Raw genomic sequence first — 19,730 nt, forward strand, 5'->3', positions numbered from 1 at the left:
CTCCCCGCCTTCCGTACGCGCGCTTCCTACCGCCCGCGGCGCAGGTCGAGGCGACCGGTGCTGACCGCAGCGACCACGCCGCCGTCGACCAGCAGGTCGGTGCCCGTGACGAAGCTCGCATCGGGGCCCAGCAGGAACGCCGCGGCATCCGCGATGTCGTACGGGGTGCCGACTCGGCCCGTGCCGGAGGCGTCGATCATGGCGCGCATCTGGGCGCCCGACTCGCCGGCGAGCTCCTGTTGGCCCATCGGCGTCGAGATGACGCCGGGGCTGATGCTGTTGACGCGTGCACCCTTCGCACCCCATCCGGCGCTCGCCGCGCGCACCCGCAGGTGGTTGGCGTGCTTGGCGAACGAGTACGCCGAGGCGGGCTCGGCGATCGAGGCGAGCACCGGGAGCGCGAGCAGCTCGTCGCTCGGCGTCGTGGCGAGGGCGTGCGAGACCTCGGGCGGCAGCGGTGGCAGGAAGTGACCGGCCATGCTCGCGATGACGAGGCCCGCACCGCCCGGGGCGATGACCCGTTCGAACTCGTCGAGCACGTGCGCGGTGCCGAGCAGGTCGACCGCGAGGATCGCATCGCGCGTTGCCTGCACCGGTGAGAGCCCGGCCGTGTGCACGACCTGGGTCACCCGGCCGAGCACGGACGCTGCATCCGCGAGCTCGGCGACGGAACCCCGCGATGACACGTCGACGACGCGGGTGACGACCTCGAAGCCGTCGCCGCGCAGCGCGCCGCCGACGCGGTCGAGCGCAGCCTCGCTGAAGTCGGCGAGCACGACCGTGCGGCCCGTGCCCTCGCGACGGGCGATCGCTTCGCCCATGCCCCCGACGCCGATGACGACGAGGACGTCGCGCGTGCGGGGATCGGTGGCCGACGTCATGCCGCCGACCAGCCGCCGTCGCTCGCGAGCACGACGCCGTTGATGTTCACGCCGTCGTCGCTGAGCAGGAAGGTGATCGAGGCGGCGAGGGCCTCGGCCTCCGCGGCATCCGGAAGGATCGCCATCGCCTGCCGCACGCGCTCCGCGCCGAGCGGGGAGGCGAAGGTCGCCTCGATGTTCGTGATGGTCGCACCAGGGGCGACCGCGTTGACGCGCAGGCCGCTCGGGCCGTACATGAACGCCGTCGACTTCGTGAGGCCGACGACCGCGTGCTTCGATGCGGTGTAGGCGACGCCGGCTGCCGAGCCGCGGAGTGCGGCCTCTGAGGCGGTGTTGACGATCGAGCCGGTGCCGCGGGCGAGCATGACGGGCACGACGGCGCGCATGAGCTTCATGGTGCCGTCGACGTTGACCGAGAAGACGCGCTTCCAGACGGCGTCGGTGAGCTCGCCGATCGGCGTCATGTCGTCCATGATGCCGGCGATGTTCGCGAGGCCGTCGATGCGGTCGCCGGCGGCGGCCACGATCTCGGCGACCTTCGCGTCGTCGGTGATGTCGGCCACGAGGGTCACGATCTCGGCACCTTCGTGCTCCGAGGCGAAGTCGTCGAGGCGCTCCTGCGAGACGTCGACGGCGATCACACGGCCGCCCTCCCGGGCGACGCGCGACGCAGTGGCCCGGCCGATGCCCGAGCCGGCGCCGGTGACGATGACGGTCTTGCCGGCGAAGCGGCCCTGGTCGAGGCGCTCGACCCACTCGGGGCGCTCGACCTCGGGTGCGGCGTCGGCGTCGGCCGACTCGGTGGTGGGCTCGGGCGCTTCGACGGCGGCGTCCGCTGCGCCGGCCGGCACCTCGCCGGCAGCCGCGCGCGCGACGAGCTGGTCGACCATCTCCTGGCTGAACTGGCCCTTGCTGAGCTTGACGAGTCGCTTGATCGCGAGTCGCTGCACGGGCTTCAGCACGTCGGGGTTCTGGCCGGACTGCGCGAGCAGGTCGCGGATGATGGGGCCGCCGACCGGGTGCTCGAGCCAGGTCTTGATCGAGTCGTCGCCCGAGAGGGTCTTGGGGGTGTTCATGGCGTGTTTCCTTCTCTTCGATGTGGTGCGAAGCCCATACCGGACATCCTTGTCCGGTAGTAAGGTAACATCCGTGCCTGAACGTGGGAAGGGAATCCACGAGGCCGCCCGCAAGGCCAATCGCGGTCCGAGCGCCGGCCCCGGGAATCGTCGTGCGATCATCGCCGCCGCGCGAGAGGTCTTCGCCGCCGACGGGCTCCAGGCGCCCTTCAACGCGATCGCCAAGCGGGCCGGTGTCGGCCAGGGCAGTCTCTACCGCCACTTCCCCGACCGCCTGGCGCTCGCGGTCGCGGTCTTCGACGAGAACATCGACGAACTCGAGGCCGCCGTCGAGCCCGAGAACGCGACCCTCGACGACCTGCTCGAGGCGATCATCGGGCAGGCGGTCGTCTCGACCGCGCTGATCGACCTCATCTGGCAGCACCAGCACGACGCACGCGTGGAGCACCTCGGCTCGCGGCTCGCGGCCATCGTCGGCGGGATCGTCGCGCGCGAGCGCACCGCCGGGCGCGTCGGCGACACGGTCGAAGACGCCGACGTGCTGCTCGCCGTCTCGATGCTCGCCGACCTGCTCGCCCGCACCGAGGCCGAGAATCGGCGACCCGTCGCGCAGCGCGCCTGGGCGATCTTCCACGCGGCGTTCGCGCCGCGCTGATGCGAGCGCCGCGCCTCAGGCGGTGACGGATGCCTCGGCGTCGGCGTCGTGCTCGACGGGGTGCGTCTCGGCCGAGGCCGCGGCATCCGCTTCTTCGCCGTCGCCGGCGGCGGCGCGGCGCCCGGTGGCCGCGACGATCGCTGCGACCGCACCGACGACGAGGCCGAGCAGCGCGCCCGTGATCGCGGAGACCACGACGTTCGCCGCGAGCGTGCCGAGGTAGGTGCCGAGGTCGGCGTGCACCATGAAGCTCGTGAACACCCCGCGCACGAGGTTGCCCGCGACGACCGCGACGGTCGTCACCCAGACGCCGCGGCCGAACGCGCGGCCGGAGCGGGGGGCGAGAGCCGCCCGGCGCTTCGGCGCCCTGAGCACGACCAACGCGGTCAGGAGCATGACGAGCACCCCCGCGACATCCGCGAACCAGAAGGCCCACGTCGTGTCGCCGAGCGGCATCAGGCGCAGCGCGGGGATCAGGTAGGGCAGCCCCGCTGCGGCGGGCACGGCGAGCAGGGGGACATACGTCGTGAGCACGCCGGTGATCGGCCAGATGCCGACCAGGATCGCGAGCGCGACGAGCGTCGCCAGCACCGACCAGTCGACTCGACGAAGGCGATGTGGGTCAACTGTCCTAGTCGGCATGCGATCGATGATAGCCTCCCCCTCACATGCGTCAAGGAGGACCGGATGTTCGCCGCTCGAAGCGCCATCGCTGCAGGGTTGGGAGTGCTGCTCGTCGTTGGCGGCGCAGCCGCGGCGATGCGCACTCCGGGGCCGGCGCCGGCCGACTCCTTCATCACCGACGGCGACGGTCGGGCGCTCGTGCAGCACGGCTTCTCCACAGCGAGCAGCTCGAAGAGCGTGCCCGACGGCATGCCCGACTTCACGGAAGACCAGCTCGTGCAGGAGCAGGCCGACATGGGCACGAACTTCGTGCGCTTCCTCATCTCGTGGCGCAAGGTCGAACCGAGCCCCGGCGACTACGACCAGGGCTACCTCGACGATGTCGAGGAGCGGGTGGGCTGGTACGAGGAGCGCGGCTACCACGTGATGCTCGACATGCATCAGGACCTCTGGGGTTCCGGCATCACGCCCGAGGGCGACAACGGCAACGGCGCACCCGAATGGGCGACCTACCTCGACGGCTTCCCGGTCGCCCACCACGACCAGTGGGAGCTCTACTACCTCGAGCCCGGCGTGATCCACGCCTTCGACAACTTCTGGAACACCACCGGCGAGCACCCCGAGCTCACCGACCACTACGCCGGCGCCTGGCGCGCCGTCGCCGAGCGCTTCGCCGACGACGACGCGGTGGTCGCCTACGACCTCATGAACGAGCCGTACGGCGGCACCGTGCAGGGGCCCGCGTTCGAGGCCGGGCCGCTGACCGCGCTGTACCAGAAGACCGTCGACGCGATCCGCGAGGTCGACCAGGACTCGTGGGCGTGCCTCGAGCCCCAGGCGCTCGGCTTCAACTGGGGGCTGCCGAGCGCGCTCGGCGCCGTCGACGACCCGCGCGAGGGCGACCCGCGCATCGCCTTCTGCCCGCACCTCTACCCCCTGCCGATGGATCTCGGCGACGGCTTCAGCGGCCCCTCGCGCGACATGGTCGAGACGACGGTCGCCGCGTGGCGTTCGAACACGCTGCGCACGGCCGAGGCCCTCGGCGGCGTGCCGATCATCCTCGGCGAGTTCGGTCTCGATACGACGCTGCCCGGAGCGCTCGACTACGTCGACCTCGTCTATTCGACGTCGGATGCCTCGGGCATCGGCATCGCGTACTGGTCGCGCGACCCGGGGTCATGGGGCCCCTACGAGGTCGACGGCACCCCGCGCAACCTCATCACCGTGCTCGACCGGCCCTACCCGCGGGCGATCGCCGGAGAGCTGCACACGTGGAACTCCGGGCCCGACTCGCTCGAGATCTCCGTCACGCCGGACTCCGGTGACGGTGCGGAGCCGAGCGAGGTCTACCTGCCGGCGGCGGGCTTCCCCGACGGCGGCGTCGTCGAGGGCGGCGAGCTCGTCTCGTGGGACCCAGAGCTCCGCATCCTGCGGTTCACGATCGACGGCGGCGACGACGGCGAGCAGACCGTCGTCGTGCGACCGAGCTGACCGAGGGCAGGTTCAAACCTTCGTTGGATGCGGCACGGGACCGGTTCGGAGGAACATCGAGGTGAGGCTCGATCACCTCGCCAACTTCTCGAAGGGACTCGCCATGCAGAAACTGTTCTACGCAGCGTTCGCGTACATGATCCTCGGTGTCGGCTCCGGCCTCTTCTACCGCGAGTTCACGAAGGCCAACGACTTCCCCGAAGGACAGTTCACCCAGCTCGGCCTCGTGCACACGCACCTGCTGACGCTCGGCTTCATCGTGCTGCTCATCGTGCTCGTCATCGAGAAGGTCTTCGTGATCTCCAAGAGCCACCTCTTCGAGTGGTTCTTCTGGGTCTACAACGCCGGCGTGCTCGCGACCTCCGCGATGCTCGCCTGGCACGGCTCGCTCACCGTCATGGGCGAGGAGTCGACGTCGGCGATCGCCGGCATCGCGGGCCTCGGCCACATCGCACTCACCGCCGGAATGGTGCTGCTGTTCCTCGCGCTGCGGAGCCGCATCGTGGCGCCGAAGGACGCACCGTCGGTCACGGCGGTTCCCGCCGAATAACCCGACCGGCCGCGCGCCACGACAGCCACGACAGCCACGACCGGATGCGGTCGTGGCTGTCAGCTGCGTGCGTCACACTGGAGCCGTGATCGCCGACCATGCCCTCAGCTGGCGGCCGCGGCATCCGACCGACCTGCGGCAGACGCTCGGCGCGCTGCGGCGCGGCGGCGGCGACCCGGCGTTCGCGCTCGACGCGACCGGCGCCGTGTGGCGCACGACGCGCACCGCCGAGGGCGACGCGACCCTGCGGTTGACCCAGCCCGATGCCGAGACGCTGCGCTGCGAGGCCTGGGGCCCGGGCGCGGGGGCGGCGGTCGCGCAGGCGCCCGAGCTGCTCGGCGACGCCGACGATCCCACCGGGTTCGAGCCGAGGCTGCCGCTGCTCGACGACGCGCACCGGCGCAACCCCGGCCTGCGCATCCCGCGCACGGCGCAGGTCTTCGAGGCGCTGGCCGCGACGATCCTCGAGCAGAAGGTCATCACGCTGCAGGCGCACGACTCGTGGCGCCGACTCGTGACCCGGTTCGGGCAGCCCGCGCCCGGCCCCACCCCGCGGCCGATGCGGGTCGTGCCGTCGCCCGAGGCGTGGCGCACGATCCCGAGCTGGGAGTGGCACCGTGCCGGCGTCGACCCCAAGCGGGCGCGCACCCTGCAGAACGCGGCGGGCTACGCCGACAGGCTCGAGGCCGTCGTCGCGATGAGCCCCGCGGATGCCGCTGCTCGCCTCACCCTCATGCCCGGCGTCGGCCCGTGGACCGTCGCCGAGGTCGCCCAGCGCGCGCTCGGCGACGCCGATGCGGTCTCGGTCGGCGACTACCACCTCGCGAACTACGTCGGCCATGCGCTCGCCGGGCGCGACATGACCGACGACGAGATGCTCGAGACCCTCGAACCGTGGCGCGGTCACCGCTACCGGGTGGTGCGCCTGCTCGGCGCGGCAGGGGTGCCGGGGCGCCCGCGTCGAGGGCCGCGCATGGCCTTCGTCGACCATCGGGCGATCTGATCGGGCCCCGAGCGGGCCGCCGGTCTCCCGGGGGATGTTCCCTTGACGCATAGGACACGCATAGGCTCAGCAATTACCGTGCCCTGAGGCCGAACCGGCTTCTCCCGATTACGAAGGACAAACACCGTGAATACAACAGCCTCCAAGGTCAACGTGCCGCTGATCCTGCTCTGGGTCGCGGCATTGGCGCTGATCGGCGGGGGCTACTGGCTCCTGAGCTCGTCGACCGCAGCCCAGATCGAGTTCTACACCTCGGGCTCGCAGGACGTCGCCGGCCTGCTCGGCGCGCAGTCGAACACGACGATCGCGGGCCTGCTGCTCGCGGTCGGCGCACTCGCCGTGGTCATCGCACTCGCGGTGCACGCGCTCGCCCACGTGAGCGCCCGCTCCGCCTCTGCCGAGGTCGCAGCGGCGTTCGCCGCCGAGGACGCCGCATTCGAGGCAGAGGTCGCCCGTGCCGACGCCGAGGCCGACGCTGAGCTCGCCCGTGCCGACGCCACGGCGGATGCCGCCGTCGCGCCGGTCGCCGAGGCGCCCGCCGTCGTCGAAGAAGAGATCGTCGCCGAAGAGGCATCCGCCGCGGCTGACAAGGCCTCCGACCAGAAGTAACCCGCCCTCAGCCGGCCGAGCGCTCCGCCTCGGCCGGCCGAGCGCGACCCCACTCGACGAGCGGCTGCAGCAGCTCGATGAGCTGGAGCCCCGCCGTGCTCGGCGTGTAGGTGATCGTCACCGGCGTCGTCGCCCGCACGTGTCGTTCGAGGATGCCCTCGCCTTCGAGCTCCTTGAGGCGCGCGGCGAGCAGTCGGTCGGAGATGCCCGTGACGGCGTCACGGTACTCCGAGAACCGGCGGGCCCCGCGCACGCCCGCGAGCAGGATCGCCGCGTTCCACTTGCGCCCCGCGAACTCGACCGTCGTCTGGAAGCGCCGGCACTCGGCCTCGTCGATGTGGCCGAGATCGTGCAGGCGTGCGCGCCGCTCGTCGAGCATCGCGACGGCCGCGTCATCCGCGTCATTGCTAACCATAGGTAAGCAGCTTACTCCCGGAATGCACCAGTGTCGTCCGTGGTTCAGGATGGGGGAGTGGCGCAGCACGCCCGTGCGCCCGCGATCGATCGGAGCACGATGCACTACGGCCACGAACTGCAGTTCGGCACCTTCATCACGCCGAAGAACGACCCGCCGCAGTTCGCCGTGCGACTCGCGGAGCTCAGCGAGGCATCGGGCTACGACCTCGTCACGTTCCAGGATCACCCGTACCAGCCGGCGTTCCACGATACGCAGACGCTGCTCACCTGGGTCGCCGCCCGCACCGAGCGCATCCACCTCGCGGCCAACGTCGCGAACCTGCCGCTGCGACCTCCGGCCGTGCTCGCCCGCGCGGCCGCGAGCCTCGACCTGCTCTCGGGCGGACGCTTCGAGCTCGGCCTCGGCGCCGGCGGATTCTGGGATGCGATCGAGGCGATGGGCGGCCGCAGGCTCACCCCCGGGCAGGCGGTCGACGCGCTCTCCGAGGGTATCGACGTGATCCGCGGCATCTGGGACCAGGGCGAGCGCGCGAGGTTCCAGATCGACGGCACGTATTACCGGGTCGACGGCGCGAAGCGCGGGCCGGCGCCGGCCCACAACATCCCGATCATCATCGGCGCCCTGAAGCCGCGCATGCTGCGCCTCATCGGGCGCAAGGGCGACGGCTGGCTGCCCTCGCTCGGGTACATGCAGCCCGGCGACTACGCGGCGGGCAATGCCCGCATCGACGAGGCCGCGATCGCGGCAGGGCGCGACCCCCGCGAGATCCGGCGGATGGTCAACATCGGCGGCCGGTTCGGCGGGGCGGGCGGCGGATTCCTCAGCGGCCCGGCCGCGCAGTGGGTCGAGCAGCTGCTGCCCTACGTGATCGACGACGGGGTGGGCACCTTCATCCTCGCGAGCGACGACCCCGGCACGATCGTGCACTTCGCCGAGGAGGTCGCGCCGGCCCTTCGCGAAGCGGTCGCACGAGAGCTGCGAACAGCGGATGCCGCGGCATCCGCGGACTCGATCGCGCTGTCCGACGGGGGCCCTTCGACGGGCTCGGGGACCAGCGTTGTGCGCAACTCGACGGTGCGCGCGAAGCGGCGCGACGGCATCGACTACGACGCGGTGCCCGCCTCGCTCGCGGCGGACGCGATCGAACCCGGCGACTCCGGCTACGTGCGGGTGAAGTCGACGTACATGCGCGGCGGTGCGCCCGGCCTCGTGCTGCGCCCGGCCGATGCCGCCCAGGTCGCCGAGGCGGTCGACTTCGCGCGTGCGAACCCCGACGTGCCGCTCGGCGTGCGCAGCGGCGGCCACGGCATCAGCGGCCGCTCGACGAACGACGGCGGCATCGTCATCGACATCTCGCGGCTGAACGCCATGGAGGTGCTCGACGAGGCGAACCGGCTCGTGCGCGTCGAGGCGGGTGCGCGCTGGCAGGACGTCGCAGCCTTCCTCGCGCCGCACGGCTGGGCGCTCTCCTCGGGCGACTACGGCGGTGTCGGCGTCGGCGGACTCGCGACGGCGGGCGGCATCGGCTGGCTCGTGCGCGAGCACGGGCTCACGATCGACCATGTGCGCGCCGTGGAGATGGTGCTGGCCGACGGCTCCATCGTGCGAGCGGATGCCACGCAGCATCCCGATCTCTTCTGGGCCGTTCGCGGCGCCGGCGCGAACATGGGCATCGTCACCGCCTTCGAGTTCGAGGTCGACGAGGTCGGCCCGCTCGGCTTCGCGCAGCTCGCGTTCGACGCGAGCGACACCGCCGGGTTCCTGCAGGCCTGGGGCGACTGGGTCGTCGACTCGCCGCGCGACGTCACGAGCTTCCTGCTCATGGGGGGTTCCCGCCCCGGCGAGCCGCCCGTCGCGCAGGTGATGGCGGTGATCGACTCCGACGACCCCGACACCGTCATCGCGAGGCTGCAGCCCCTCGCCGAGGTCGCACCGCTCATCGGTCAGGACGTGCGGCTCACGACCTACGAGTCGATCATGTCGAACGCCGCCGACGGCAGTCACGGTGCCGAGGGGGAGCCGACCGCACGCACCGGCCTGATCGGCCGCATCACTCCGGAGTTCGCGGCCGACGCCGCGCGATTCATCGCGAGCGGGGCGACCTACTTCTTCCAGTTGCGCGCCGTCGGCGGCGCCGTGCACGACGTGCCGGCGGATGCCACGGCCTTCGCCCATCGATCGGCCGAGTTCTCGGTCGTCGCGTTCGGCTCGAGCCGGCACCGGACGAGCGAGCGATGGGATGAGCTCATGGCGCCGCACTTCTCGGGCTCCTACGTGAGCTTCGAGACCGAGGTGGGGCCGTCGTCCGTCACCGCGGCGTACCCGCCGGCGACCCTCGAGCGGCTGCGTGCGATCAAGGGCGAGGTCGACCCCGGCAACGTGTTCCGCGACAACGCGAACATCGAGCCCGCGTGACATGATTCGTCATCGGCCGGAATCAAACCGCGGCGGACGCGTTGCATCCGAGCATGACGAATCTCGCTCCCACTGACATCGGAATCATCGGCGCCGGCAACATCGGCGGCACCCTCGCTCGACAGCTCGTCGAGCTCGGCCACCGCGTGACCATCGCGAACTCGCGCGGCCCCGAGACGCTCACCGAGCTCGTCGCCGAACTCGGCCCGAACGCGACGGCCGGCACCCCGGCCGAGGCGGCCGAGGCGGGGGAGTTCGTCATCGTGACCGTGCCGTTGAAGGCGTACCGCGACATCCCGGTCGAGCCGCTCGCCGGCAAGGTCGTGATCGACACGAACAACTACTACTGGGAGCGCGACGGTCGCATCGCCGAGCTCGACTCCGGTGCGGCGACGGTCTCTGGGCTGCTGCAGGCGCACCTGCCCGACTCGAAGGTCGCGAAGGGCTTCAACAACATCGCCGCAGCGGCGATCCTCACCGACGGGACTCCCGCCGGAACGCCCGGTCGCCGAGCGCTGTCGACCGCGAGCGACTTCGATGACGCCGCAGAGCTCGTCACCGCACTGTTCGACGACCTCGGCTTCGACTCGGTCGTCATCGGAACGCTCGCCGAGAGCTGGCGTGCCGAGCGCGACCAGCCGGCGTACGTCACGCCGCAGAACCGCGAAGAGCTCGTGGCGAACCTGGCACGCGCGGAGCGATCCATCGCCGCGTGATCACGCGGCCACGGGGGTTTCGGCAGGCTCGACCCGCACACCTCGCTCTACGGGTCGAGCCTGTCGAGACCGCTACTCGAGCCACTGGTCACTCGAGCCATTCGGTGATGAACGTCGGGCTCGCGTGGATGTGCGTCGAGATCATGGCCTCGGGCCCGATGACCACGAACTTGTGCGGCGTCTGCGCCGGCACGACGAGCACCTGACCGCCGACCGCCTCGAGCTGTTCGTCGCCGACGGTGAACAGCGCGCGCCCGTGGCGGATGACGAACGTCTCGGAATACGGATGCCGGTGCAACCGCGGTCCCGAGCCGTCCTTCGAGCTGTACGTGAGGATCAGCGACACGTCGGAGCCGATCGACGCGCCCTCGATCGATTCATGCCAGTAGACGTCGTCTTCGGCGGTGCCGCTGCGCTGGTGCATCAGAACCATGGTGTGCTCCTCGCCTTCGCGAGGCACACGGTACACCCGGCGCCGCCCGGCCGCATGCCTCGCGATGCGAGGCGGCGTTCAGAGCACTCGGTCGAGCGCCGGGTGCAGGTGGCGCGTCGTGAGCACCGTCGCAGCATGCCGGGCGCCCGCCTCGAGCGCATCCTCGAGCGCAGCTCCGCCGAGGTGGGCGTCGAGCACTCCGGCCATGAACGCGTCGCCGGCCCCGTTGGTGTCGAGCACCTCGACGGGCACCGCAGCGACCTCGGTCAGGGACATCCGCTCGTCGTCGTTGTCGTCACCTTCGTCGCGAGAGACCGCGATCGCGCCCTGCGCCCCCAGCGTGCAGACGACGACGGATGCCCCGCCGCGCACGCACTCCGCCATGAACGGTCGCGGGTCGTCGCCGATGCGGTCGGCGTTCATGAAGATCCAGTCGGCGGCCTCGATGAACGGGCGGTGGAAGTCGGCGCTGCCGTCGTAGTCGTGGATGTCGGTCCAGATCGGCCGGCCGGTCGCCCGCGCCGCGCCGATGAGCCCGCGCGAACGTTCGGAGAGATCGAGCACGATCGCCGGGGCATCCGCCATCGCCTGCGCCAGTTCGGCCGACGGCGGCGTGCCCGGGTCGGCGGGCGCGCTCAGGTAGAGGGAGACGCGCTCGCCCTGCCGGGTCATGAGGTTCAGGTGGCTCTCGGTGCGCGCGACGGCGAGGCTCGCGAGCGCGACACCGGATGCCTCGAGCGCGCCCTGCACGCGGCGGCCCTCGTCATCGTCGCCGATGAGGGCGTGCAGCAGCACGGGCCTGCCGAGGCCCGCGAGTCCGAGCGCCTTGCCGGCCGAGGTGCCGCCGATCGTCTCGTAGTCGTCGAGCGCGAACTGCATGTGGGGCACCGGCTCGGGCAGCTGCTCGAGGTAGACGATGCGGTTCCAGGCGGCCGGGCCCGAGATGACGATGGGTGCGCTCATGGTTGGCCAGCGTAGCGGCGGCCACCGGCCGCCAGCCGCCAGCCGCCAGCCGCCGCGCCAGCGCGCCGGTACCACCACGTGAGGACCCGATGGGCGCCCGAGTCCCTCCGTCTCCCATCGCCAGCAGCACTCGGGCGCCCATCGGGTCCTCAGCCGCGGCCTGACGACGGGTTCCGGGCGGGCACTGATGCCGCGTCGTGTCGCGAGGTCGACGCTCATCATGAGGAACACTCACGAGAGGAGCGCGCCATGTCGGTCGGCATCGGGGGAGTGGAGCTCTACATGGGGCCGACCGCGGTCGGCGGTCCCGACGATCTCGACCTGGCGATCCGCGACTTCATCGACGGTGCGCAGCACAGCCTCGCGATCGCCGTGCAGGAGATCGACTCGCGACCGATCGCCCGGGCGATCCTCGCGGCGAAGCAGCGCGGGGTGCGCGTGCGGGTCATCCTCGAGGGCGACTACCTGACCGAGGAGAAGGCGCTCGACGACCCGTGGGGCGTCACCGGCGCCCACGAGGAGAACCGCGTCATCCAGGGTGCCCTCCTGAAGGCCCGCGTCGACGTGATCAGCGACCTGAACCCGAAGATCTTCCACCAGAAGTTCATCGTGCGCGACTCGGGCAAGCCGACCGCCGCGGTGCTCACGGGCTCGACCAATTTCACGCTCACCGACACGGGGAAGAACGAGGAGGTCGGCATCGGGGCGGGCCAGAACCTCAACCACGTCGTCGTGCTGACCGGCCAGCTCGCGGCCACCGAGTACCTGCGCGAATTCGAGCGGATGCGCTCGGGCACGTTCGGCGACCTGCACGAGCGCGTCGAGCCGAAGCCCAAGGAGTTCGGCCTGCCCGAGGTGCGGGTGAAGCCCCTCTTCGCCCCGCGGCACGGCCCCGAGATGGAGATCATGAAGCAGATGCTGAAGGCGAAGGACTCGATCGACTTCGCGATGTTCACCTTCGCCCAGTCATCCGGCATCGACGACACCATGATCCGGCTGCGCCCGCTCGTCCCCCGCATCCGCGGCGTGCTCGACCGCGACCAGGGCGCCGCGAAGTGGGCGGCGACGAGCGGCCTGGGCCGCGGTGACGTCGAGCTCTTCGCGAACCGGCGCAACACGGGCGTGCGCAAGCTCCACCACAAGCTCATGGTCATCGACGAGCGGCTCATCATCGTCGGCAGCTTCAACTACACGGCGCCCGCCAACACCCTGAACGACGAGAACATCATCGTGATCGGCGACCTCGAGGAGGAGCCGGGCAGCGCAGCGGATGTCGCGCAGCGCGCGCTCGCCCGCTACGCGCTCACCGAGATCGACCGCATCATCGACGACCTCTCGGCGCCGGTGCCGGTCTCCCCGTAGGGCGAGTTCTCCACAGACCCGAATCGGACCCAGATGGGCCGGGGCGGCCCGCTACGGTCGAGGGATGTACGACGTCGTGAGCTACAGCATGTCCTGGATGTACCCGATCGCCTGGGTGCTCTTCGCGCTCGCGTTGCTCACGGCGCTCGTCTGCCTCATCGTGCTGCTGCTCGCCGCCGCGAGGGCACTGAGCGCCAACGCTCGCTGGCGCACGGTGCAGACCGAGCTGTTGCTCGCCGAGGCGTCGGCGGGACCCGACGGCCCGATGGCCACCGAACCTCCGGCAGCCGTCCAGCCGTCGTAGGAGCGGAGTCCGCAGCATCTGCGACGCTGCCCAACTGGTAGCGTCGCAGCCGTGAATTCGACGAGCACTCTCGCGATCGACGCCGGCCAGTCGGGCATCAAGGTCAGGCACACGGATGCCTCGGGCTCCGGTGAATGGTCGGCCCCCGGCATCCGCACCGACCTGCCGCTGCTGCCGCAGCTGGCACGCATCATCGAGCAGGCGCACGAGGGCGGCCGCGCCGCTGAACGTGTCGGGCTCGGCGTCTCGGGCCTGACCGACGACGAGTCCGATGCCGGCTACCTGCTCGCGGCCGCAGCGCCGATCGGCGCCCGCAGCGTGCACCTCGCCCACGACTCGATCACCGCGTACCTCGGCGCGCTCGGCGATGAACGCGGCGTCGTGGTCGCCGCGGGCACGGGCGTCGTGACGCTCGCCGTGGGCGCGACCGAGATCGCCCGCGTCGACGGGTGGGGCTACATCATGGGCGACTCCGGCAGCGGGTACTGGCTCGGCCGAGCCGGACTCGAAGCGGTCATGCGAGCCCACGACGGTCGCGGCGCCGCGACCGCGCTGACCGACGTCGTGCGGGCGGACTTCCCCGACCTCGAGGCCGCCTACATCGAGCTGCAGGCCGATCTCGGTCGCGTGCAGCGCATCGCCTCCTACGCGCGCGCGGTCGCCGACGCCGCCGCCGCCGGTGACGCGGTCGCCGAGTCGATCATCACGAACGGAGCTCGCGAGCTCGCTGCGTCGGCGTTCGCAGGCCTCCGCCGCGTCGGCGAGTCGGACGTTCCCGATTCGCACGTGCGGGGGGTCGGCGGACTCTTCCTGGGCGAGGCGCTCGGACGCGAGTTCGTCGCCGCGATCACCGCCGAGATCCCGGGCGCCGAGATCCGGCTCGGCGAGGCGCACCCGCTCGACGGCGCCGCGGCGCTCGCGGATGTCGCGCCGACGAGCGCGCTCGCGGCGCACATCGCCGTCGCCCGCGCCTGACGCGTCGCGCGCAGAGCGCGGGGGCGCGAGTCCGACCTGAGCCGGCGCCCGAATCAGTACATCGTGTCGAGGATCGCGACGAGGTGCTCGAACGTCGTGTTCGGGTTCACGATCGCGAAGCGCGTGTTCGGCCGGCCCGCGTGCGAGCTCGGCGTCACGAATGCCCGCTGCTCGTCGAGGAGGCGCGCCGACCACGCGTCGTAGTCGGCCTTGGTCCAGCCGTCGCGCTCGAACACCACGACCGAGAGCTGCGGCGACCGCACGAGGCTGAGTCCTTCGCGGCCCTCGATCTCGTCGGCGATCCGCTGCGCCAGGGCGATCGAGCTCGAGATCGCCTCGCGGTACGCGGTGCCGCCGTACGTCGCGAGCGAGAACCACAGCGGCAGTCCGCGAGCACGCCGCGTGAGGTGCGCGGCGTAGTCCGACGGGCTCCAGTCGCCGCCCTCGGTGAGGGTGTCGAGGTACTCGGCGTGCTGCGTGTGCGCGCGGCGCCCCTGCTCGGGGTCGCGGTAGATGAGCGCGCACGCGTCGAACGGGGCGAAGAGCCACTTGTGCGGGTCGACGATCACCGAGTCGGCGTGCTCGACGCCCGCGAAGCGGTGCCGCGCGAGCGGCGAGAGCATGCCGGCCAGGCCGTAGGCGCCGTCGACGTGGAACCAGAAGTCGAACTCGCGCTTCAGCTCGGCGATCGAGTCGAGGTCGTCGACGATGCCGAAGTTCGTCGAGCCCGCGGTCGCGACGACCGCGAAGACGGATGCCCCGTGCTCCTCGAGTGCCGCGCGCACGTCGTCGCCCCGCAGCATGCCGTCGCCGGCTGGGGTCACGGGCACCACGTCGACGTCCATCACCCGGGCCGCCGAGGCGATCGAGGAGTGCGCCTCTGCGCTGCACGCGATCTTCCAGCGGCCGCCGGGCGGCGCGGGCACCGCGGCATCCGCTGCACCGTCGCTCAGCCGGTGACGCGCGGCCTCGCGGGCCGCGACGAGGGCCGAGAGGTTGCCGAGCGTGCCGCCCTGCACGAAGACGCCGCCCGAGCCCGCGGGGAGGCCGAACTCGCGGCCGAGCCACGACAGCACCTCGTTCTCGGCGTAGACCGCGCCGGCGCCCTCGAGCCAGGAGCCGCCGTAGAGGGCGCTCGCCGAGACCACGAGGTCGAACGCCGTGGCGGCCTTCGTCGGCGCCGTCGGGATGAAGGAGAGGTACTGCGGGTGGTCGGTCGTGATGCAGGCCGGGGCGAGCACGTGCTCGAAGAGCGCGAGGGCGCGGGCGGCGCCGATGCCCTGCTCGTCGATCGTGCGGCCGGCGAGGCGGCGCAGCTCGGGCTCGGTCACGGGCTTGTCGAGCGGGGTGTCGTCGCTCAGGATGCGGCGGCGCGAGTACGCGAGCACGAGGTCGACGAGGTGGCTCGTCTCGTCGCTGGTCGAGTGCATGCGGGTCGCGGGGTCGCGCGGCTCGTTCGCGTCGAGGTCGAGTTCTGTGCGGTGCATCCGGAGGTTCCCTTTCGGCTCGGCCGAACCGGGTCGCCGGAGGGCCACGGGAAAGTTTCACATATCTCGGCGAAACCGCAAAGAAGCGTCACGATTCCTGCGTAGCGCGCCGCTTCCATGCAGAAAGCGGCGCGCGAACGCAACGGTTGCTACTGGTGACGCAACGCCGCCTGCAGGTGCTCTTCGGGGTCGACGAGGTGGTTGTGGTCGTCGACCCCGAGTGCGACCTCGGCCCACTGCAGCGTGCCGCTGAACGCGCCGCCCCACACCTTGTAGCCCTCGTACGCCGGCATGCCGGTGTCGCAGCCGGTGTCGAGACCTTCGTCGAACGAGAAGTAGAGCGCGTGCGTGTGCTCGACGCGCCCGGTGCCGACCGCCTTGCCGTCGATGAAGAGCGTGACGTCGCCGCCCTTGCCGATGCCGCCGCCGTCGTAGGCGAACTCGACCCGCACCTGGTGCTCACCCGCGCCGATCGGGGCGTCCGACAGGGTGGTCGAGCGCTGCAGGCCGCAGTAGTTGTAGTGGAAGCCGAGCTTGCCGTCTTCGGCGAAGAACGACCAGCCGCCCGTGCGGCCGCCCTGCGCCACGATCGCGCCCTCGAGCGTGCCGTCGTCGGGCACGACCACCTCGGACGTGACCGAGAACGAGCGGTTCTTCACGTTGATCGCGACGTTCTCACCGAGGCGCACCATGCCGGGGTAGAGCCGCAGCCGGTCGCCCTTCACGAGCGTCGGCCGGCCGGCGATCTCGGGGTTCATGCGCTCGGCGGCGCGGTCGTCCATCGGGAACACGTTGTGGCGGGCCGCCTCGATGAGGAAGAGCCGCTGCAGCTCGGCGAGCTTCTCGGGCTGCTCATCGGCGAGGTTCTTCGCCTGCGTCCAGTCGGTCGTCGTGTCGTAGAGCTCCCACACGTCGAGCGAGAAGTCGGGGGCCTTCGACACCACGTCCCACGGGGTGCGGTGCTTCGTGACCGCGGTCCAGCCGCGGTGGTAGATGCCGCGGTTTCCCATGAGCTCGAAGTACTGCGTCGTGTGGCGTTCGTCGGCGGATGCATCGTCGAAGCTGTACGCCATCGAGACGCCGTGCATCGGCTCCTGCGTGACGCCGTTGAACGTGTGCGGCTCGGCGAGGCCGGCCACGTCGAGCACTGTCGGCGCGAGGTCGATGACGTGGTGCCACTGCTCGCGCACCTCGCCCTTGGCCTGGATGCGGCTCGGCCAGTGCACGATCGTGCCGTTGCGGGTGCCGCCGTAGTGCGAGGCGACCTGCTTGGTCCACTGGTAGGGCGTGCACATCGCGTGCGCCCAGGCGACCGAGTAGTGGTTGTACGCCTCGGGGCCGCCGACCTTGTCGAGGTGCTCCTTCCAGAAGTCGACGGTCTCGAACTGGCCGCCGCCGTTGGAGGCCGTGGTCAGCATGTAGGCGCCGTTGATGCCGCCCTCGGCCGAGGCGCCGTTGTCGCCGATGATGTAGTAGATCAGCGTGTCCTCGAGGATGTCGAGCTCCTCGAGCGCGTCGATCACGCGACCGGTGTGGTGGTCGGCGTACTCGAGGAAGGCTGCGTAGACCTCCATCTGGCGGGCGAGCACGGGCTTCTGCTCGTCGGGCACGTCGTCCCAGGCGGGCAGGCCCTCGGGGCGGGCCGTCAGCTCGGAGTCGGCGGCGATGACGCCGAGCTCCTTCTGCCGGGCGAAGGTCTGCTCGCGCTGCGCGTCCCAGCCGAGGTCGAACTTCCCCTCGTACTTGGCGATCCAGTCCTTCGGCACGTGGTGCGGTGCGTGCGTCGCGCCCGGCGCGAAGTACACGAAGAAGGGCTTGTCGGGCGTCAGGCTCTGCTGCTGGCGCACGTAGTCGATCGCCTTGTCGGCGAGGTCGGGCATGAGGTGGTAGTCGGGGTCGGTCGGCGGCGCGATCGCGGTGAGCCCGTCGATGAGCGCCGGCGTGTACTGGTTCGTCTCGCCGCCGATGAACCCGTAGAAGCGCTCGAAGCCGCTCTGCGCGGGCCAGTGGTCGAACGGGCCGGTCGGGCCCGACTCCCACACCGGCACCTCGTGGCACTTGCCGAACTGGGCCGTGTTGTACCCGTTCTGGCGGAGGATCTCGGGCAGCGGCACCGCGGTGTTCGGGCGCGTCGAGCGGTAGCCCGGGGCGGGCGTCGCGGTCTCGGTGATGTGGCCCATGCCGACGGCGTGGTGGTTGCGGCCGGAGAGCAGCGCTGCGCGGGTCGGCGAGCAGAGCGCGGTGGTGTGGAACCGCGAGTAGCGCAGGCCCTCGCCGGCGAGGCGTTCGGCGGTCGGCGTGTGGATGGGGCCGCCGAAGGCACTGGATGCCCCGAAGCCGACGTCGTCGAGCAGGATCACGAGCACGTTCGGCGCCTGGGCAGGCGGCCTCGCCGGCTCGATGGGCGGGAACTTCTCGTCGAGCTTCTTCGCGTCGTACGCGACCGGCCCCTGGTAGGCGCGGTCGGGCACGGGAAGCACGGATCCCGGTCGGACGTCGTTCATCTGTTCCCCCTCATGCGCGGCGGGTGTCGTCGCGCTCCTCGATCATCGCAGCCATGCCGCGCATGAGGGGGAGTGCCGCTCAGCGGCGCACGAACTCCCGCACGAAGTCCTCGTCGACGCTCACGCCGAGGCCGGGCCCCGTCGGCACCGTGAAGTCACCGTTGGGCGCGACCTCGAGCGGGGTCGTGAGGATCCGGTTCGCGACCGGCAGGGTGAGCGGCTGGTACTCGAAGGCGAGGAGCGACGGCGAGCTCGCGGCGACGTGGAGGCCGGCGGCCATCGCGATGCCGAACGCGGCGGAGTGATGCGGTGCCACCTGCGCGTGGAAGGCGTCGGCGATGGCCGCGATCGCGATGCCCTCGGTGATGCCCGTGCGGCCGATGTCGGGCTGGGTCAGGCCGACTGCCCGGCGTGCCAGCCAGTCGGTGAACTCGAATCGGCTGCGCATCGCCTCGCCGACTGCGACGGGGGTCTCGATGGATGCCGCGAGGTCGCGGTGGCCCTCGACGTCTTCGGGAGCGAGCGGCGCCTCGAAGAACCAGGCGTGGCGTTCGTCGAGTTCGCGGCCGAGGGCCTTCGCCTCGCCGAGGCGGTAGCTCCAGTGCGCGTCGAGTGCGACCTGCAGGTCGGGGTGCGCGCCGTTGACGGCATCGAAGGTCGCGAGGTCGGTGCGGAGGTCGGTGCCGAGGTGCATCTTGAACCGGCGCACGCCGGCTTCGACGAGCACGGCGGTCTTCTCGGCGATCTCGGCGTCGTCGGCGCCGCGCACGCCCGACACGTAGGTCGGCAGCACGTCGGCGAACCGCCCGCCCGCGAGCTCGGAAACCGAGAGCCCGGTCGCCTTGCCCCAGAGGTCCCACAGCGCGATGTCGACGGCGGCCATGGCGTCGGCCTGGTGCCCCGTGAGGTGCCCGCGCTCGCGCATCGACTCCGACATCCGGTGCCAGAGGGTGCGCACCGAGCGCGGGTCCTCACCGATGATGAGCGGAGTGAGCAGGTGGTCGACGATCGCCGCCGCGACCTCGGGGGCGACGGGCGCGAGGCCCTCGCCCCAGCCCACCAGGCCGTCGTCGGTCTCGATCTTCACGATGAGCGTCTCGTAGCCGGGGGAGTAGAGGCTCCGCCACGGCGGCCGGATCATGTAGCCGCGGTGCTCGACCGCCGCCTCGCCCGCGTAGGAGTCTTCGGCATCCTCCTTCGAGATGAAGAGGGGGAACGTTTGGACGCGCGCGATTCTCACAGGGTCTCCAGTGACGAGAGGGAT

The 19,730-nt window shown here is 71.2% G+C and carries 19 protein-coding genes; 10 read left to right on the plus strand and 9 right to left on the minus strand.

The window, feature by feature from the left end; genetic code table 11:
* Positions 1-26: 26 nt before the first annotated feature.
* Together BJY17_RS12590 and BJY17_RS12595 are read right to left on the minus strand one after the other, a co-directional pair.
* A complete protein-coding gene (locus BJY17_RS12590) occupies positions 27-881 on the minus strand; it encodes an SDR family oxidoreductase (RefSeq protein WP_179551644.1) in 855 nt (284 codons plus the stop codon).
* Complete coding sequence (locus BJY17_RS12595) at positions 878-1,957, minus strand: SDR family NAD(P)-dependent oxidoreductase (RefSeq protein WP_179551645.1); 1,080 nt, start codon at positions 1,955-1,957, stop codon at positions 878-880. The genes BJY17_RS12590 and BJY17_RS12595 overlap by 4 nt, the downstream gene beginning before the upstream one ends.
* 73 nt (positions 1,958-2,030) lie before the next feature.
* On the opposite strand from BJY17_RS12595, the gene BJY17_RS12600 reads away from it, so the two are divergent.
* Complete coding sequence (locus tag BJY17_RS12600) at positions 2,031-2,612, plus strand: TetR/AcrR family transcriptional regulator (protein ID WP_307837094.1); 582 nt, start codon at positions 2,031-2,033, stop codon at positions 2,610-2,612.
* Between the two features lie 15 nt (positions 2,613-2,627).
* Here BJY17_RS12600 and BJY17_RS12605 read toward each other — a convergent pair whose 3' ends face one another.
* Positions 2,628-3,254, minus strand: a complete 627-nt coding sequence (locus tag BJY17_RS12605; RefSeq protein ID WP_179551647.1) for a hypothetical protein — start codon at positions 3,252-3,254, stop codon at positions 2,628-2,630.
* Between the two features lie 45 nt (positions 3,255-3,299).
* Between BJY17_RS12605 and BJY17_RS12610 the strand changes: the two genes are divergently transcribed.
* From BJY17_RS12610 to BJY17_RS12625, 4 genes are all read left to right on the plus strand, one after another.
* Positions 3,300-4,727, plus strand: coding sequence for a cellulase family glycosylhydrolase (locus BJY17_RS12610; RefSeq protein ID WP_179551648.1), 1,428 nt, complete (start codon positions 3,300-3,302; stop codon positions 4,725-4,727).
* 103 nt (positions 4,728-4,830) lie between these two features.
* A complete protein-coding gene (locus tag BJY17_RS12615; RefSeq protein WP_179552866.1) occupies positions 4,831-5,277 on the plus strand; it encodes a DUF2871 domain-containing protein in 447 nt (148 codons plus the stop codon).
* Positions 5,278-5,362: 85 nt separating this feature from the next.
* Positions 5,363-6,280 carry a DNA-3-methyladenine glycosylase family protein gene (locus tag BJY17_RS12620; RefSeq protein WP_179551649.1) on the plus strand — a complete coding sequence of 306 codons (918 nt, stop codon included), beginning with the start codon at positions 5,363-5,365 and terminating at the stop codon, positions 6,278-6,280.
* A gap of 126 nt (positions 6,281-6,406) precedes the next feature.
* Positions 6,407-6,889, plus strand: coding sequence for a hypothetical protein (locus tag BJY17_RS12625; protein WP_179551650.1), 483 nt, complete (start codon positions 6,407-6,409; stop codon positions 6,887-6,889).
* Between the two features lie 7 nt (positions 6,890-6,896).
* On the opposite strand, the gene BJY17_RS12630 is transcribed toward BJY17_RS12625, so the two are convergent.
* Positions 6,897-7,304, minus strand: a complete 408-nt coding sequence (locus tag BJY17_RS12630; protein WP_246303727.1) for a winged helix-turn-helix transcriptional regulator — start codon at positions 7,302-7,304, stop codon at positions 6,897-6,899.
* Positions 7,305-7,361: 57 nt separating this feature from the next.
* Here BJY17_RS12630 and BJY17_RS12635 point away from each other — a divergent pair, with 57 nt between their 5' ends.
* Both BJY17_RS12635 and BJY17_RS12640 read left to right on the plus strand, forming a co-directional pair.
* Positions 7,362-9,722 carry an LLM class flavin-dependent oxidoreductase gene (locus BJY17_RS12635; protein WP_322789827.1) on the plus strand — a complete coding sequence of 787 codons (2,361 nt, stop codon included), beginning with the start codon at positions 7,362-7,364 and terminating at the stop codon, positions 9,720-9,722.
* Positions 9,723-9,775: 53 nt separating this feature from the next.
* Entirely contained in the window at positions 9,776-10,438 is a 663-nt protein-coding gene (locus BJY17_RS12640) for an NADPH-dependent F420 reductase (protein WP_179551651.1), read from the plus strand.
* Between the two features lie 88 nt (positions 10,439-10,526).
* Here the strand turns inward: BJY17_RS12640 and BJY17_RS12645 are convergent, their stop codons facing one another.
* Together BJY17_RS12645 and BJY17_RS12650 are read right to left on the minus strand one after the other, a co-directional pair.
* Positions 10,527-10,871, minus strand: coding sequence for a cupin domain-containing protein (locus tag BJY17_RS12645; RefSeq protein WP_179551652.1), 345 nt, complete (start codon positions 10,869-10,871; stop codon positions 10,527-10,529).
* A 78-nt stretch (positions 10,872-10,949) separates the two neighbouring features.
* The gene (locus tag BJY17_RS12650; protein ID WP_179551653.1) at positions 10,950-11,834 is read right to left on the minus strand and encodes a carbohydrate kinase family protein; all 885 of its coding nucleotides are present in this window, start codon (positions 11,832-11,834) and stop codon (positions 10,950-10,952) included.
* Positions 11,835-12,083: 249 nt separating this feature from the next.
* Here BJY17_RS12650 and BJY17_RS12655 point away from each other — a divergent pair, with 249 nt between their 5' ends.
* The 3 genes from BJY17_RS12655 to BJY17_RS12665 all read left to right on the plus strand — a co-directional run bounded on the left by BJY17_RS12655 (position 12,084) and on the right by BJY17_RS12665 (position 14,475).
* Positions 12,084-13,196: a phospholipase D-like domain-containing protein gene (locus tag BJY17_RS12655; RefSeq protein WP_179551654.1), complete on the plus strand. Its 1,113-nt coding sequence runs from the start codon at positions 12,084-12,086 to the stop codon at positions 13,194-13,196.
* Positions 13,197-13,260: 64 nt separating this feature from the next.
* Positions 13,261-13,500, plus strand: coding sequence for a hypothetical protein (locus tag BJY17_RS12660; RefSeq protein ID WP_179551655.1), 240 nt, complete (start codon positions 13,261-13,263; stop codon positions 13,498-13,500).
* Between the two features lie 51 nt (positions 13,501-13,551).
* On the plus strand, positions 13,552-14,475 hold the full coding sequence (locus tag BJY17_RS12665) for a BadF/BadG/BcrA/BcrD ATPase family protein (RefSeq protein WP_179551656.1): 924 nt from the start codon (positions 13,552-13,554) through the stop codon (positions 14,473-14,475).
* Positions 14,476-14,528: 53 nt separating this feature from the next.
* Here BJY17_RS12665 and BJY17_RS12670 read toward each other — a convergent pair whose 3' ends face one another.
* From BJY17_RS12670 to BJY17_RS12680, 3 genes are all read right to left on the minus strand, one after another.
* Positions 14,529-15,962, minus strand: coding sequence for a pyridoxal phosphate-dependent decarboxylase family protein (locus BJY17_RS12670; RefSeq protein ID WP_179551657.1), 1,434 nt, complete (start codon positions 15,960-15,962; stop codon positions 14,529-14,531).
* A 149-nt stretch (positions 15,963-16,111) separates the two neighbouring features.
* Positions 16,112-18,466, minus strand: a complete 2,355-nt coding sequence (locus BJY17_RS12675) for an arylsulfatase (RefSeq protein WP_179551658.1) — start codon at positions 18,464-18,466, stop codon at positions 16,112-16,114.
* A 79-nt stretch (positions 18,467-18,545) separates the two neighbouring features.
* Positions 18,546-19,706 (minus strand): mandelate racemase/muconate lactonizing enzyme family protein, encoded by a 1,161-nt coding sequence (locus tag BJY17_RS12680; RefSeq protein WP_179551659.1) that lies wholly within the window; start codon positions 19,704-19,706, stop codon positions 18,546-18,548.
* Between the last annotated feature and the right edge of the window lie 24 nt (positions 19,707-19,730).

This window comes from Agromyces hippuratus (genome assembly GCF_013410355.1).
Lineage (GTDB): Bacteria > Actinomycetota > Actinomycetes > Actinomycetales > Microbacteriaceae > Agromyces > Agromyces hippuratus.